Annotated in this window: 11 protein-coding genes and 1 riboswitch; of the genes, 9 read left to right on the forward strand and 2 right to left on the reverse strand. The window is 72.2% G+C overall.

All coding sequences use genetic code 11. The annotated features are described in order from the left end of the window. Positions 1–101 precede the first annotated feature (101 nt). Positions 102–1,271: a CobW family GTP-binding protein gene (locus IE260_RS02595; RefSeq protein ID WP_189868791.1), complete on the forward strand. Its 1,170-nt coding sequence runs from the start codon at positions 102–104 to the stop codon at positions 1,269–1,271. Here the strand turns inward: IE260_RS02595 and IE260_RS02600 are convergent. Then, positions 1,268–3,721 (reverse strand): DNA gyrase/topoisomerase IV subunit A, encoded by a 2,454-nt coding sequence (locus IE260_RS02600; RefSeq protein WP_189868792.1) that lies wholly within the window; start codon positions 3,719–3,721, stop codon positions 1,268–1,270. The genes IE260_RS02595 and IE260_RS02600 overlap by 4 nt on opposite strands. A 274-nt stretch (positions 3,722–3,995) precedes the next feature. Here IE260_RS02600 and IE260_RS02605 point away from each other — a divergent pair, with 274 nt between their 5' ends. From IE260_RS02605 to IE260_RS02620, 4 genes are all read left to right on the forward strand, one after another. After that, the gene (locus IE260_RS02605) at positions 3,996–5,342 is read left to right on the forward strand and encodes a M16 family metallopeptidase (RefSeq protein WP_189868793.1); all 1,347 of its coding nucleotides are present in this window, start codon (positions 3,996–3,998) and stop codon (positions 5,340–5,342) included. After that, positions 5,339–6,727 carry a M16 family metallopeptidase gene (locus tag IE260_RS02610; RefSeq protein ID WP_189868794.1) on the forward strand — a complete coding sequence of 463 codons (1,389 nt, stop codon included), beginning with the start codon at positions 5,339–5,341 and terminating at the stop codon, positions 6,725–6,727. Before IE260_RS02605 ends, IE260_RS02610 begins: the two co-directional genes overlap by 4 nt. A 191-nt stretch (positions 6,728–6,918) precedes the next feature. Continuing rightward, positions 6,919–7,083, forward strand: a riboswitch (cyclic di-AMP (ydaO/yuaA leader). A 12-nt stretch (positions 7,084–7,095) separates the two neighbouring features. Then, a complete protein-coding gene (locus IE260_RS02615; RefSeq protein WP_189868795.1) occupies positions 7,096–7,860 on the forward strand; it encodes a M23 family metallopeptidase in 765 nt (254 codons plus the stop codon). A 189-nt stretch (positions 7,861–8,049) separates the two neighbouring features. Further along, positions 8,050–8,745 carry a GntR family transcriptional regulator gene (locus IE260_RS02620; protein ID WP_189868796.1) on the forward strand — a complete coding sequence of 232 codons (696 nt, stop codon included), beginning with the start codon at positions 8,050–8,052 and terminating at the stop codon, positions 8,743–8,745. Positions 8,746–8,889: 144 nt separating this feature from the next. Here the strand turns inward: IE260_RS02620 and IE260_RS02625 are convergent, their stop codons facing one another. Continuing rightward, positions 8,890–9,171: an HPr family phosphocarrier protein gene (locus tag IE260_RS02625; RefSeq protein WP_189868797.1), complete on the reverse strand. Its 282-nt coding sequence runs from the start codon at positions 9,169–9,171 to the stop codon at positions 8,890–8,892. A gap of 174 nt (positions 9,172–9,345) precedes the next feature. Between IE260_RS02625 and IE260_RS02630 the strand changes: the two genes are divergently transcribed. The 4 genes from IE260_RS02630 to IE260_RS02645 all read left to right on the forward strand — a co-directional run bounded on the left by IE260_RS02630 (position 9,346) and on the right by IE260_RS02645 (position 14,715). Beyond that, positions 9,346–12,153, forward strand: a complete 2,808-nt coding sequence (locus IE260_RS02630; RefSeq protein ID WP_189868798.1) for a bifunctional acetate--CoA ligase family protein/GNAT family N-acetyltransferase — start codon at positions 9,346–9,348, stop codon at positions 12,151–12,153. A 71-nt stretch (positions 12,154–12,224) separates the two neighbouring features. Beyond that, positions 12,225–12,812: a DUF5998 family protein gene (locus IE260_RS02635; RefSeq protein WP_189868799.1), complete on the forward strand. Its 588-nt coding sequence runs from the start codon at positions 12,225–12,227 to the stop codon at positions 12,810–12,812. Next, positions 12,812–14,005 (forward strand): alkaline phosphatase family protein, encoded by a 1,194-nt coding sequence (locus IE260_RS02640; protein WP_189868800.1) that lies wholly within the window; start codon positions 12,812–12,814, stop codon positions 14,003–14,005. The genes IE260_RS02635 and IE260_RS02640 overlap by 1 nt, the downstream gene beginning before the upstream one ends. 59 nt (positions 14,006–14,064) lie before the next feature. Next, positions 14,065–14,715, forward strand: a complete 651-nt coding sequence (locus IE260_RS02645; protein WP_189868801.1) for a thymidine kinase — start codon at positions 14,065–14,067, stop codon at positions 14,713–14,715. Positions 14,716–14,981 lie beyond the last annotated feature (266 nt).

The following is a 14,981-nucleotide window of genomic DNA, read 5'->3' on the forward strand; positions in this document are numbered from 1 at the left end:
GCGGCAACTGCACCGGCTCGTATCCTGAACAGGCAATTCCGTACGGGTGTGCACGCACTCCCGCGGACCGGCGTACGCGTAGGTGAGAAAGAGGTCGCACGGTGGGGCAGCGCCCGACTTCCCAGCAGATCCCGGTCGTCGTCATCGCCGGATTCCTCGGTTCCGGGAAGACCACGCTCCTCAACCACTTGCTCCACCGCAGCGGAGGCAGCCGTATCGGTGCCATCGTCAACGACTTCGGCGCCATCGAGATCGATGCCATGGCCGTCGCCGGCGCGCTCGGTGACTCCACCGTCTCGCTGGGCAACGGGTGTCTGTGCTGTGCCGTCGACGCGAGCGAGCTCGACGGCTACCTGGAGCGGCTCGCCCGGCCCGACCTCGGCATCGACGTCATCGTCATCGAGGCCAGCGGTCTCGCCGAGCCGCAGGAACTGGTGCGGATGCTCCTCGCCAGCGAGCAGCCGGGGGTCGTGTACGGCGGACTCGTCGAGGTCGTCGACGCGGCCGAGTTCGACGACACGCGCGCGAAGCACCCCGAGATCGACCGGCACCTGGCGCTGGCCGACCTCGTCGTGGTCAACAAGACCGACCGGGCCCCGGACGCCGAGCGGGTGCTCGCTCTCGTCCGCTCGCTGAGCGACCGGGCCGCCGTCGTGCCGGCGGCCTACGGGCGTATCGACCCCGGGTTCCTCTTCGACTGCAAGCCGAGCGAGGAGCGCATCGGGCAGCTGTCCTTCGACGACCTGCACGACGACTCCCCGGGCGAGGAGCACACCGGCCACGCCGGTCACCTGCACACCGCCTACGACAGCGTGTCCTTCGTCTCCGACCTGCCGCTCGATCCGCGGCGTCTGATGCGCTTTCTGGACAGCCGGCCCGAGGGGCTCTACCGGATCAAGGGCTACGTCGACTTCGGCCCGCACGACAGGCGGAACCGGTACGTCGTCCACGCCGTCGGGCGTTTCCTCCGCTTCTACCCGGAGCCGTGGGCGCCCGCCGAGGCACGCCTCACCCAGCTGGTGCTCATCGGCTCCGGTATCGACGCACCCGCCCTGCGCAAGGAACTCGAGGGGTGCGCGAGCGGCGCCCCGCACGCCGACGAACACGGCATGTGGGGCGTCCTGCGCTACGTACCGGACCCCGACGACCGGGGCCCGGCGGGGCAGGACCCCGAGGAGCAGGACCCCGAGGAGCGGGACCCCGGTGACGAGGACTTCGCCGACCGGGATCCGGACGAGCCCGGCGGCGACGAACCGCCGTACCCGGCCTAGGCCGGGCCCGCCACCACCGACACCGTCTTCGGCAGCGACACGCCCGAGCCGTCACGCCGCGGGTCGATGTCCGGAAGCTGGGCCGGCATGCCGTTCTTCTGCGAGGCCCGCGCCGGGGCGGCGCCCGCCCAGGCCAGCGCCAGGCAGTCCTCGCCCTTCAGGAACCGCTGGCAGCGCACGCCACCCGTGGCGCGGCCCTTGCGCGGGTACTGGTCGAAGGGCGTCAGCTTGGCCGTGGTCTGGACGGAGTCGTCCAGCGTGCCGCGCGAGCCCGCGACCGTGAAGACGACCGCGTCCGCGGCCGGGTCGACGGCGGTGAACGAGATGACCTTCGCGCCGTCGGCGAGCTTGATGCCCGCCACACCGCCCGCCGGACGGCCCTGCGGCCGCACCTGCGACGCCTGGTAGCGCAGCAGCTGCGCGTCGTCCGTGATGAAGACCAGGTCCTCCTCGCCGGTGCGCAGCTCGACCGCGCCGACGATCCGGTCGCCCTCCCTGAGCGTGATGACCTCCAACTCGTCCTTGTTGGACGGGTAGTCGGGCACCACGCGCTTGACGACACCCTGTTCCGTGCCGAGCGCCAGCCCCGGCGACGACTCGTCGAGCGTGGTCAGGCAGACCACCGTCTCGTCGTCCTCCAGGGACACGAACTCCGCCAGCGGCGCGCCGCCCGAGAGGTTCGGCGTCGGCATCTCCGGGAGCTGGGGCAGATCGACGACGTTCACCCGCAGCAGCCGCCCGGCGGACGTCACCACGCCCACCTCACCGCGGGCGGTGGCCGGCACCGACGAGACGATCAGGTCGTGCTTCACGCGCTTGGCGCCGGCGTCCGTGACCAGGGGTTCGTCGTTCGCCGTGCGGGCCAGCAGGCCCGTCGAGGACAGCAGCACCCGGCACGGGTCGTCCGCCACCTGGAGCGGCACGGCCGCCGCCGGGGTGGCCGCCGACTCCAGCAGGAGTGTGCGCCGGTCGGTGCCGAACTTCTTGGCCACCGCGGCCAGCTCGCCCGAGACCAGTTTGCGCAGCTCCGCGTCCGACTCGAGGATCCGCGTCAGCTCCTCGATCTCCGCGTTGAGCCGCTCCTTCTCCGCCTCCAGCTCGATGCGGTCGTACTTGGTGAGGCGGCGCAGCGGCGTGTCCAGGATGTACTGGGTCTGGACCTCGCTCAGCGAGAAGCGCTCCATCAGGCGCTGCTTCGCCTCGGCGGAGTTCTCGCTGGAGCGGATGAGACGGATGACCTCGTCGATGTCCACCAGCGCGGTGAGCAGGCCCTCGACCAGGTGCAGCCGGTCGCGCCGCTTGCCCCGCCGGAACTCGCTGCGGCGCCGTACGACGTCGAAGCGGTGGTCGAGGTAGACCTCCAGCAGCTCCTTGAGGCCCAGGGTCAGGGGCTGGCCGTCCACCAGGGCGACGTTGTTGATGCCGAAGGACTCCTCCATCGGCGTCAGCTTGTAGAGCTGCTCGAGGACCGCCTCCGGCACGAAACCGTTCTTGATCTCGATGACCAGGCGCAGCCCGTGCTCGCGGTCGGTGAGGTCCTTGACGTCGGCGATGCCCTGCAGCTTCTTCGAGCCGACCAGGTCCTTGATCTTGGCGATGACCTTCTCGGGCCCCACCGCGAAGGGCAGCTCCGTGACGACCAGGCCCTTGCGGCGGGCGGTCACCGTCTCCACGGACACCGTCGCGCGGATCTTGAAGGTGCCGCGGCCCGTCTCGTAGGCGTCCCGGATGCCGGGCAGCCCGACGATCCGGCCGCCGGTGGGCAGGTCGGGGCCCGGGACGTGCTTCATCAGGGCGTCGAGATCGGCGTTCGGGTGCCGGATCAGGTGGCGGGCGGCGGCGATCACCTCGCGCAGGTTGTGCGGCGGCATGTTCGTGGCCATGCCGACGGCGATGCCCGAGGCGCCGTTGACCAGGAGGTTCGGGAAGGCGGCGGGCAGTGCCACCGGCTCCTGCTCCTGGCCGTCGTAGTTGGGGGCGAAGTCGACGGTGTCCTCGTCGATGGACTCCGTCATCAGGCTCGTCGCCTCGGCCATCCGGCACTCGGTGTACCGCATGGCGGCCGGCGGGTCGTCGTTGCCCAGCGAGCCGAAGTTGCCGTGGCCGTCCACCAGGGGCACGCGCATCGAGAAGGGCTGGGCCATGCGCACCAGGGCGTCGTAGATCGACGCGTCGCCGTGCGGGTGCAGCTTGCCCATGACCTCGCCGACGACACGGGCGCACTTCACGTAGCCGCGCTCGGGGCGCAGGCCCATCTCGTTCATCTGGTAGACGATGCGGCGGTGCACCGGCTTGAGCCCGTCGCGGGCGTCCGGCAGGGCGCGGGAGTAGATGACCGAGTACGCGTACTCGAGGAAGGAGCCCTGCATCTCGTCGACGACGTCGATGTCGAGGATCTTCTCCTCGTACGAGTCGTCGGGCGGCGGGGTCTTCGTACTACGGCGGGCCATCGCTGCCGGCTCCTTGCTGAAGCGTGGACGGTGATCTGACGCGGACCATTGTGGACCGCGGCACTGACAGCGACCGACCAGGACCCGTCACGGGCTGCCCGGCCCGGTGCTGCCCGCAGGGTACGCCCTCGCCCCCGACGGCCCCGCACCCAGATCTCGCTGTGGGCGTACGGCACCCGGGAACTCCACCGGCGGCCCGCACGCTTGCATACAGTGGCAGGATCGGCAGAATTGCGCAGCTCCGACCAATGTTTTCGCGATCGAAGGGACGTACATGCCCATGGGTCACACGGCCACAGCCCAGGCAGACTCCGGCGGCCTGAAAGCGACCGAGCACCGCCTGGCCAATGGCCTGCGCGTGGTGCTCTCCGAGGACCACCTGACCCCGGTCGCGGCGGTCTGCCTCTGGTACGACGTCGGCTCACGCCACGAAGTCAAGGGACGTACCGGTCTGGCTCACCTTTTCGAGCACTTGATGTTCCAGGGCTCCGCCCAGGTCAAGGGCAACGGGCACTTCGAGCTGGTACAGGGTGCCGGCGGCTCGCTCAACGGCACCACCAGCTTCGAGCGCACCAACTACTTCGAGACCATGCCCGCCCACCAGCTGGAGCTCGCCCTCTGGCTGGAGGCCGACCGCATGGGCTCCCTGCTCGCCGCCCTGGACGACGAGTCGATGGAGAACCAGCGGGACGTCGTCAAGAACGAGCGCCGCCAGCGCTACGACAACGTGCCCTACGGCACGGCGTTCGAGAAGCTGACCGCCCTCGCCTACCCGGAGGGCCACCCCTACCACCACACGCCGATCGGCTCGATGGCCGACCTCGACGCGGCGACCCTGGAGGACGCGCGCGCGTTCTTCCGCACGTACTACGCGCCGAACAACGCGGTGCTGTCGGTCGTCGGGGACATCGACCCCGAGCAGACGCTCGCCTGGATCGAGCGGTACTTCGGCTCCATCCCCTCGCACGACGGGAAGCCCGCCCCCCGGGACGGCTCGCTGCCCGACGTCATCGGCGAGCAGTTGCGCGAGGTCGTCGAGGAGGAGGTCCCGGCCCGCGCCCTGATGGCCGCCTACCGCCTGCCGGAGGACGGCACGCGCGCGTGCGACGCGGCCGACCTGGCGCTCACCGTGCTGGGCGGCGGCGAGTCGTCCCGGCTGTACAACCGGCTGGTGCGCCGCGACCGCACCGCCGTGGCCGCCGGGTTCGGCCTGCTGCGGCTCGCCGGGGCGCCCTCCCTGGGGTGGCTGGACGTGAAGACGTCCGGCGATGTCGAGGTGCCGGTCATCGAGGCCGCCGTCGACGAGGAGCTCGCCCGCTTCGCCGAGGAGGGCCCCACGGCCGAGGAGATGGAGCGCGCCCAGGCGCAGTTGGAGCGCGAGTGGCTGGACCGGCTCGGCACGGTCGCGGGCCGCGCGGACGAACTGTGCCGGTACGCCGTCCTGTTCGGCGACCCGCAGCTCGCCCTCACCGCCGTGCAGCGCGTCCTGGAGGTGACGGCCGAGGAGGTGCAGGAGATCGCCAAGGCCCGCCTGCGCCCCGACAACCGCGCGGTGCTCGTCTACGAGCCCACCGCCGCCGACGCCGAAGCCACCGACGAGAACGAGGAGGCGGCCCAGTGACCGAGCTCGCCAGCATGGAATTCCACCCCCAGCCGCAGGCCGGCGAGCCCAGGCCGTGGGCGTTCCCGGCCCCGGAGCGCGGCAGCCTCGGCAACGGCCTGACGGTGCTGCGCTGCCACCGCCCCGGCCAGCAGGTCGTCGCTGTGGAGGTGCTCCTCGACGCGCCTCTGGACGCCGAGCCGGCCGGACTCGACGGCGTCGCCACGATCATGGCGCGCGCCTTCTCGGAGGGCACGGACAAGCACTCCGCCGAGGAGTTCGCCGCCGAGCTGGAGCGCTGCGGTGCCACCCTCGACGCGCACGCCGACCACCCCGGTGTCCGGCTGAGCCTGGAGGTCCCGGTCTCCCGCCTGGCCAAGGCCCTCGGCCTGATCGCCGACGCCCTCAGGGCGCCCGCGTTCGCGGACAGCGAGATCGAGCGGCTGGTGCGCAACCGGCTCGACGAGATCCCGCACGAGCTGGCCAACCCCTCCCGCCGCGCCGCCAAGGAGCTCTCCAAGGAGCTGTTCCCGGCGGACTCGCGCATGTCGCGCCCGCGCCAGGGCACCGAGGAGACGGTCGCGGCGATCGACTCGGGCGCCGTACGGGCCTTCTACGAGAAGCACGTGCGCCCCGCCACGGCCACCGCCGTGGTCGTCGGCGACCTCACCGGCGTGGACCTCGACGCGCTGCTCGGCGACACGCTCGGCACGTGGACCGGTTCCGCGGCCGAGCCGCGCCCCGTGCCCCCGGTGAGCGCCGACGACACTGGCCGGGTCGTCATCGTGGACCGCCCCGGCGCCGTCCAGACGCAGCTGCTCATCGGCCGCACCGGGGCCGACCGCCACGACCGCGTGTGGCCCGCGCAGGTGCTCGGCACGTACTGCCTCGGCGGCACCCTCACCTCGCGCCTGGACCGCGTCCTGCGCGAGGAGAAGGGGTACACCTACGGCGTCCGGGCCTTCGGCCAGGTGCTGCGGTCCGCGCCGGACGGCACGGGCGCCGCCATGCTGGCGATCAGCGGCTCCGTCGACACGCCGAACACCGGGCCCGCGCTCGGGGACCTGTGGACGGTGCTGCGCACCCTCGCCGCCGAGGGACTCACCGACGCCGAGCGTGACGTCGCCGTGCAGAACCTCGTCGGCGTGGCGCCGCTGAAGTACGAGACCGCGGCGGCCGTCGCCGGCACGCTGGCCGACCAGGTCGAGCAGCACCTGCCCGACGACTACCAGGCCACGCTCTACCGCCAACTCGCCGCCACCGGCACGGTGGAGGCCACGGCGGCGGTCGTGAACGCCTTCCCGGTGGACCGTCTGGTGACGATCCTCGTCGGCGACGCGGCGCAGATCAAGGAGCCCGTCGAAGCCCTCGGCATCGGCGAAGTCACCGTCGTCGCGGCCGAGTAGCGGCACCCACCCACAGGGGCCCTGGTGACACATGTGTCACCAGGGCCGCCTTTTGTCCGAATTGAGGGAGAGGTTGCCTGTCTGCCCTGTGGGATGCGCTACAAAAACCCTGCTGCGTTTGAGGATTGAAGACGACCGCGTTTAGCGTCATCCGGGCTGTCCGTCAGGCAGTGCGCCGCACCCGCGGCACCGGACAGTCATCGCCGAGTCCCCGTACGGCGCGAGCCAGGGGAGCCGGGGACCCAACGCAGTCCCTGGGGTGAATCGGACGCCCGCGCGTACCGCGAGGGGGTCCGTAGGAGACCTTCCTGCTCCGAACCCGTCAGCTAACCCGGTAGGCGAGAGGGAAGGAAAGGACCAGCCTCTACATGGCGTTCACGCGCGCCACCGGGAAGCACCGCCGTCCCAGCCGGATGCAGCGCACCACCGCCCGAGCGGCGGGCGTCGCGGCCCTCGCCACCACGGGTGTCGTCGGCACTCTCGCGGCTCCGGCGCTCGCCGCCGAGTCCGAGGTCGAGCAGAGCGGGCTCACCCCGGTCATCACCATCGGCGACTCCATTGCCGACGAGATCGACGCCCAGGCGGCCGCGCAGAAGCAGGCCGCCCAGGACGCCGCCGCCCGTGAGGCGGCCGAGGAGGCCGCGCGCGAGCGGGCGGCCCAGGCGGCCGAGGAGGCGCGCGAGGCCAAGGAGCGCGCCGCGCGCGAGGCGGAGCGCAAGCGCCTCAACACCTTCGTCGCGCCGATCACCGCCTCCTATGTCTCCACCGCCTACCAGGCCGGCAGCTCCCTGTGGTCCTCCGGCAGCCACACGGGCATCGACTTCCACGCCGCGAGCGGCACCTCGGTGCACTCGGTCGGCACCGGAACCGTCGTCGAGGCCGGATGGGGCGGTGCGTACGGGAACCAGGTCGTGATCAAGATGCACGACGGTACGTACACCCAGTACGGCCACCTGTCGTCGATCGGTGTCTCGGTGGGCCAGACGGTCACGCCGGGACAGCAGATCGGCCTCTCCGGCGCCACCGGCAACGTCACCGGACCGCACCTGCACTTCGAGGCCCGCACCAGCCCCGAGTACGGCTCGGACATGGACCCCGTCGCCTACCTCCGCTCCCACGGTGTGAACGTCTGAGAACCCACCGCCCGGCATGCCGAATGCCCCGGCTCCACGAGCCGGGGCATTCGGCTTTTCCGGCCCACCGCTGTCCAAAAAATGTCCATGGATTCCGCCCCGCCGTCGGAAATTCCCGCCGATTGGCCTAGAGTCACTGAACACGCGTCAATCGTCGACGTTTCACGGGGATTAAGGCGGAGGTCGGTCATGCGCATTCCGGCGCACTCGGTGTGCACGGCGATCCGGGACGACATCGTCGCCGGCGTCCACGAGCGCGGCAGCCGGCTCACCGAGGAGCTCCTCGCGCGCCGCTACGGCGTCTCCCGCGTCCCCGTCCGCGAGGCGCTGCGCACTCTGGAGGCGGAGGGCTTCGTGGTGACCCGGCGGCACGCGGGCGCGTGCGTCGCGGAACCCACCGAACAGGAGGCCGCCGATCTGCTGGAGATGCGCGCGCTCCTGGAGCCGCTCGGCGCCGCACGGGCCGCTCGGCGCCGCACCGAGGCCCACCTGAAGGTGCTGCGCGGGCTGGTCAGGCTGGGGCAGGAGCGGGCCAGGCAGGGCAACAGCGAGGACCTGCGCTCACTGGGCGGCTGGTTCCACGAGACGCTCGCCCAGGCCGCCGCGAGCCCCTCCCTGACGTCGACGCTGACCCAGTTGCGGCACAAGATCGTCTGGATGTACGCGGTGGACGCGCCGGCCGTCCCCGTGGAGTACTGGGCGGAGCACGGCGCGATCGTCGACGCGGTGGCGCGCGGCGACAGTGAGCGCGCGCGGGCGCTCACGGCGGTGCACACCGAGCGCGCGAGCTCCGGGCACCGGCTCCGGTTCGGCTCCGGCGGTGACCGGCCGGAGCGTGTGAGGAATTCGCAACGTCCCGTAAACATGACGAGCCTGCGGCATTAACACGGGCACCGTATACAAAGAAGAAGGAATTCGAGGGGGCTGTTCCTGCTGCCCGTAAAAGCAATTCCTGCCGCCCCCGGAAGGAAAAGCGAAGGGCCCGCCCGGCAATTCGAGCGAGCCCTTCGGTGTTCCGGGGCGGGTGCCTCAGACGGTCTCGGGAAGCTCCTCGAGCCCCTCGGAGACGAGCTTCGCCAGCCGCTCCAGGGCGGCGTCCGCGCCCTCGGCGTCGGAGGCGAGGACGATCTCCTCGCCGCCCTGGGCGCCCAGGCCCAGGACGGCCAGCATGGAGGCCGCGTTGACGGGGGCGCCGTCGGCCTTGGCGATCGTCACCGGGACGCCTGTGGCCGTGGCGGCTCGGACGAAGATGGAGGCGGGGCGGGCGTGGAGACCCTCGGCCCAGCCGACGTTGACGCGGCGCTCAGCCATGTGATGCTGCCCTTCAGGTGTTCAGGGTTGTCTAGACCAGTTTCCCACATCGTGAAGCATGCCGGACGGCAGTGCGCCGCCCGGGTGGTGGTCGGACCGCGGCCTCGGCCCGACCTGACGTCCTCCACAGACTGCCCCGCGACGTTGTCGTACGCGAGCCGTACTCTGGGGCCCATGCAGACCTCGTCGGACCGGCACGAGTACCCCGCCCACTGGGAAGCCGACGTGGTGCTGCGCGACGGCGGCACCGCGCGCGTCCGCCCCATCACCGTTGATGACGCCGAGCGCCTGGTCAGCTTCTACGAGCAGGTCTCCGACGAGTCGAAGTACTACCGCTTCTTCGCGCCGTACCCTCGCCTGTCCGCCAAGGACGTCCACCGCTTCACGCACCACGACTTCGTGGACCGGGTGGGACTCGCGGCCACGGTGGGCGGCGAGTTCATCGCCACCGTACGCTACGACCGGATCGGCGCCGGCGGAACACCCGCGTCGGCACCGGCCGACGAGGCCGAGGTCGCCTTCCTCGTCCAGGACGCCCACCAGGGCCGGGGCGTGGCCTCCGCGCTCCTCGAACACATCGCCGCCGTCGCACGCGAGCGCGGCATCCGCCGCTTCGCCGCCGAGGTGCTGCCCGCCAACACCAAGATGATCAAGGTGTTCACGGACGCCGGGTACACCCAGAAACGCAGCTTCGAGGACGGCGTCGTCCGCCTGGAGTTCGACCTCGAACCCACCGACCGCTCGCTCGCCGTCCAGTACGCCCGCGAACAGCGCGCCGAGGCGCGGTCCGTGCAGCGGCTGCTGCTGCCAGGCTCCGTCGCCGTGATCGGCACCGGCCGCGCACCCGGCGGCGTGGGCCGCAGCATCCTCGGCAACATCCGCGACGCGGGCTACACCGGCCGGCTGTACGCCGTGAACAAGGCGTTCCCCGAGGGCGTCGAGGAACTCGACGGCGTGCCCGCCCGCCGCTCGGTGCGCGACATCGACGGCCCCGTCGACCTCGCCGTCGTCACCGTGCCCGCCGAGCACGTCCCCGAGGTCGTCACCGAGTGCGGCGAGCACGGCGTGCAGGGGCTCGTCGTGATCTCCGCCGGGTACGCGGAGAGCGGTCCCGAAGGACGGACACGCCAGCGCGCCCTCGTACGGCACGCGCGCACGTACGGCATGCGGATCATCGGTCCCAACGCCTTCGGGATCATCAACACATCCCCGGACGTCCGGCTCAACGCCTCCCTCGCCCCCGAGATGCCGCGCCCGGGCAGGATCGGCCTGTTCGCCCAGTCCGGCGCCATAGGCATCGCCCTGCTGTCCCGGCTGCACCGGCGCGGGGGCGGCGTCACGGGCGTCACCGGTGTGTCGACCTTCGTCTCCTCCGGCAACCGCGCCGACGTCTCCGGCAACGACGTCCTGCAGTACTGGTACGACGACCCGGACACCGACGTCGCCCTGATGTACCTGGAGTCCATCGGCAACCCGCGCAAGTTCACCCGCCTGGCCCGGCGCACCGCGGCCGCCAAGCCGCTGGTCGTGGTGCAGGGGGCACGCCACGGCGGTGCGGCACCGCCCGGCCACGCCGTGCGCGCCACCCGGCTCCCGCACGCGACGGTCTCCGCGCTGCTGCGCCAGGCCGGGGTGATCCGGGTCGACACGATCACCGAACTGGTCGACGCGGGGCTGCTGCTGGCGCGCCAGCCCCTGCCCGCGGGACCAAGGGTGGCGATCCTCGGCAACTCGGAGTCGCTGGGACTGCTCACCTACGACGCCTGCCTGGCCGAGGGGCTGCGCCCGCACCCACCGCTGGACCTGACGACGGCCGCCTCGGCGGAGGACTTCCACGCGGGGCTGGCCCGTGCGCTGGCCGACGACACGTGCGACGCCGTGGTGGTGACCGCGATCCCGGCGGTGGGGGAGGGATCGGCCGGGGACGCCGCGCTGGCCGAGGCGCTCCGGTCGGCGGCGGCCACGGTGCCCGGCAAGCCGGTCCTCGTGGTGCACGTGGAGCTGGGCGGGCTCGCGGAGGCCCTGTCCGCCGCGGCGAGCACCGCACCCCAGGCCGTCGAAGGGGGCCGGCCCGTCCCCTCGGCGGAGCGGCCCCCCGCCGTCGAGGCCCCGGAGGGAGCCCACCTCATCCCGGCCTACCCGGCCGCCGAGCGCGCCGTCCGCGCCCTCGCCCAGGCCGTCGCGTACGCCCAGTGGCGCCGTGACGCCGCCGACCCCGGCAAGGTGCCGGAGTACGAGGACATCGACGAGAAGGGCGCCGCACGGCTGATCGGCGGCCTCCTCGCCCGCGGGCAGGGGCTCACGCTCGGCACGGAGGACACCTGCGAGCTGCTCGGCAGGTACGGCATCCACGTCCACCGGGCCCTGCCCGCCCCCACCCCCGACGACGCCGTGGCCGCCGCCCGCGCACTCGGCTACCCCGTCGCCCTCAAGGCCACCGCCCCGCACCTGCGGCACCGCGCCGACCTGGGCGGCGTCCGCCTGGACCTCGCGGACGAGGAGCAACTGCGCCGGGCCTACGCCGAGTTGACCGAGCTGTTCGGCAAGCCGGACGAGCTGCGCCCGGTGGTGCAGGGCATGGCACCCCGCGGGGTCGACACGGTCGTACGCGCCGTCATCGACCCGGCCGTCGGGGCGGTCCTGTCCTTCGGGCTCGCCGGGCCCGCCATGCAGCTGCTCGGTGACACGGCCCACCGGCTGATCCCGGTCACCGACCGGGAGGCGACCTCGCTGATCCGTTCGATCCGCACCGCGCCCCTCCTGTACGGCTGGCGAGGCTCGGACCCGGTCGACACCTCCGCCCTGGAGGAGCTGCTGCTGCGCGTGTCCCGGCTGGTCGACGACCACCCGGAGGTGGTCGCGGTCACTCTGGAACCGGTCGTCGTCGCCACCCGCGGCCTGAGCGTGCTCGGCGCCTCCGTCCGCCTCGCACCGCCTCCCGCCAGGGACGACCTGGGGCCGCGGACACTTCCGGCGTACTGACGCCGCAGGGAGGCGCACGGTCCCGCCACGAGCGTGTCCCGCAGTCAGTGGGCCCCCGTAGGATGGACGGCATGGCCAAGACCAGTACGACGACCCAGGGGCTGCGTGCGGCGATCGAGCGCAGCGGCTACTACCCGGCCCTCGTGGCCGAGGCGGTGGAGACCGCCGTGGGCGGCGAGCCCATCCGGTCGTACCTGGTCCACCAGGAGACCACGTTCGACCAGAACGAAGTGCGGCGGCACGTGACCGTGCTGGTCCTGACCGGCAACCGCTTCATCGTCAGCCACACCGACGAGCAGGCCGCCGACGACACCTCCCCGACGCCGTACGCCACGACCTCCACGGAGTCGGTGAAGCTCGGCCGGATCTCGTCCATCGTCGTCAGCCGCGTGGTCGCCAACCCGGAGCAGTACGCACCGGGTACCCTGCCCCGCGAGATCGTGCTGACCATCGGCTGGGGCGCCGTCTCCCGCATCGACCTGGAGCCGGCCGCCTGCGGCGACCCCAACTGCGAGGCCGATCACGGCTACACCGGCAGCTCGACGGCCGACGACCTGAGCCTGAGGGTCAGCGAGGCGGGGGACGGTCCGGAGACGGTGCGCCAGGCGCTCGTCTTCGCACAGGCCCTCTCCGAGGCGACCGCGGACTCCGCCCGCTGATGGCACAGCCCACGACCTGGGACACCCACCCGGAACCGCTCCCCGTCGACTCCGCACCCGTGCCCGAGTACGGCACCGGCTCGCTCGCCGACCTGCTGCCCACGCTGGCCGCGGGGCTCGGCGTCCCCGGCATGACCGCCGGCATCACCGAGCTGACCCCCGCCGACCGGAACTGCGTCTTCCTGATCGACGGCCTCGGCTGGGAACAGCTGCGGGCGCACCCGGAGGACGCCCCCTTCATGGCCTCGCTGCTGGGCACCTCGCGCGGCGGCACCGGGCGTCCGATCACCGCCGGCTACCCGGCGACCACGGCGACCTCCCTCGCCTCCGTCGGCACCGGCCTGCCGCCGGGCGCCCACGGCCTGCCCGGCTACACCGTGCGCGATCCGGCCACCGGCGAGCTGATGAACCAGCTGCGCTGGCAGCCGTGGACCGCGCCGGCCGTCTGGCAGCCGTACCCCACCGTCTTCCAGCTCGCCCACGAGGCGGGTGTGCACTCCGCCCAGGTCTCGTCCCCGGCCTTCGCGAACACCCCGCTGACCAAGGTCGCGCTCAGCGGCGGCACGTTCCAGGGACGGCTGTCCGGCGAGGACCGCATGGACCTCGCGGCCGAGCAGCTCGCCGGCGCCGACCGGGCCCTCGTCTACACGTACTACGCGGAGGTCGACGGCGCCGGGCACCGCTTCGGCGTCGACTCCGACACCTGGCGCGGCCAGCTCGCCCACGTCGACCGGCTCGTCCAGCGCCTCGCCGAGCAGCTGCCCCCGCGCAGCGCCCTGTACGTCACCGCCGACCACGGCATGATCGACGTGCCCTTCGGCGAGGAGCACCGCATCGACTTCGACGAGGACTGGGAGCTGCGCGCCGGCGTCGCCCTCCTCGGCGGCGAGGGCCGTGCCCGGCACGTCTACGCGCTGCCCGGTGCTCAGAACGACGTACTGACCTGCTGGCGCGAGGTGCTCGGCGAGCAGTTCTGGGTGGCCTCGCGGGACGAGGCGATCGAGGCGGGCTGGTTCGGCCCGCACATCGACGCCCGGGTGTACGACCGCATCGGCGACGTGGTCGCCGCCGCGCGCGACGACGTGCTGCTCATCGCCTCCGAGCGGGAGCCGAAGGAGTCGGCGATGGTCGGCAACCACGGCTCGATGACCCCTGCCGAGCAGCTCGTCCCCCTGCTCGAAGTACGCTCCTGACGCCCGCCCTGCCGACGCCCCACCGCCGACCCTCTTCGCCGAAAGGTGCTCAACTCGCCATGCCTGAGCTGGTGTTCTTCTCCGGAACCATGGACTGCGGGAAGTCGACACTGGCTCTCCAGATCGAGCACAACCGCTCGGCACGCGGACTGGCCGGCATCATCTTCACGCGCGACGACCGCGCGGGCGAGGGGAAGCTCTCCTCCCGGCTCGGCCTGGTCACCGACGCGGTGGAGGTCGAGGACGGGCAGGACCTGTACGCCCATGTCGTCGACCACCTCTCGCAGGGCGGCCGCGCGGACTACGTGATCGCGGACGAGGCCCAGTTCCTGGCGCCGGACCAGATAGACCAGCTCGCACGCGTGGTCGACGACCTCCACATCGACGTGTACGCCTTCGGCATCACCACCGACTTCCGCTCCAAGCTGTTCCCCGGCTCGCAGCGGCTGGTGGAACTCGCCGACCGCGTCGAGGTGCTCCAGGTCGAGGCCCTGTGCTGGTGCGGCGCCCGCGCCACGCACAACGCCCGGACGGCCGGCGGCGTCATGGTCGTCGAGGGCGCCCAGGTGGTCGTCGGCGATGTCACCGGCTCCGCGGACGAGGTCGGCTACGAGGTCCTGTGCCGGCGCCACCACCGTCGGCGTATGACGGCCGCGACGGCCCGCGCGGCGGCGCTGTCGCCCGACGTGCTGCCCGTCTCCTCCGCCTGACGCACCCGTGGCGGCCTGTGCGCAGGCGACACCCGGAAGGCTTGATTCAAACAAACGATCGACATCGCGGCGAGTCCCGCTATGATCTTCCACGGCAAGGCTGTAGCGCAGAGGTCGTCGCGCCCTAGCATCAAGCTGGAGGACGTCGGTTCGAATCCGACCAGCCTTGCCGCCCTTGTCGTGGAGGAACGTCGATAGGCGTCGGTCCGTCCTGGGCGGGCGGAGGGCGGTGCCGCCCTCGGCGAGCCGGGCACCGGCGATGGACC

Origin of the sequence: Streptomyces viridiviolaceus (genome assembly GCF_014650995.1) — a bacterium.
In the GTDB taxonomy this organism is placed as follows: Bacteria; Actinomycetota; Actinomycetes; order Streptomycetales; family Streptomycetaceae; genus Streptomyces; species Streptomyces viridiviolaceus.

What these genes read in the sequence shown, in the direction of transcription:
- IE260_RS02600 (WP_189868792.1), bottom strand. Translation starts at nt 3,721, where the DNA reads ATGGCCCGCCGTAGTACGAAGACCCCGCCGCCCGACGACTCGTACGAG.
- IE260_RS02605 (WP_189868793.1), top strand. Translation starts at nt 3,996, where the DNA reads ATGCCCATGGGTCACACGGCCACAGCCCAGGCAGACTCCGGCGGCCTG.
- IE260_RS02615 (WP_189868795.1), top strand. Translation starts at nt 7,096, where the DNA reads ATGGCGTTCACGCGCGCCACCGGGAAGCACCGCCGTCCCAGCCGGATG.
- IE260_RS02620 (WP_189868796.1), top strand. Translation starts at nt 8,050, where the DNA reads ATGCGCATTCCGGCGCACTCGGTGTGCACGGCGATCCGGGACGACATC.
- IE260_RS02625 (WP_189868797.1), bottom strand. Translation starts at nt 9,171, where the DNA reads ATGGCTGAGCGCCGCGTCAACGTCGGCTGGGCCGAGGGTCTCCACGCC.
- IE260_RS02630 (WP_189868798.1), top strand. Translation starts at nt 9,346, where the DNA reads ATGCAGACCTCGTCGGACCGGCACGAGTACCCCGCCCACTGGGAAGCC.
- IE260_RS02635 (WP_189868799.1), top strand. Translation starts at nt 12,225, where the DNA reads ATGGCCAAGACCAGTACGACGACCCAGGGGCTGCGTGCGGCGATCGAG.
- IE260_RS02640 (WP_189868800.1), top strand. Translation starts at nt 12,812, where the DNA reads ATGGCACAGCCCACGACCTGGGACACCCACCCGGAACCGCTCCCCGTC.
- IE260_RS02645 (WP_189868801.1), top strand. Translation starts at nt 14,065, where the DNA reads ATGCCTGAGCTGGTGTTCTTCTCCGGAACCATGGACTGCGGGAAGTCG.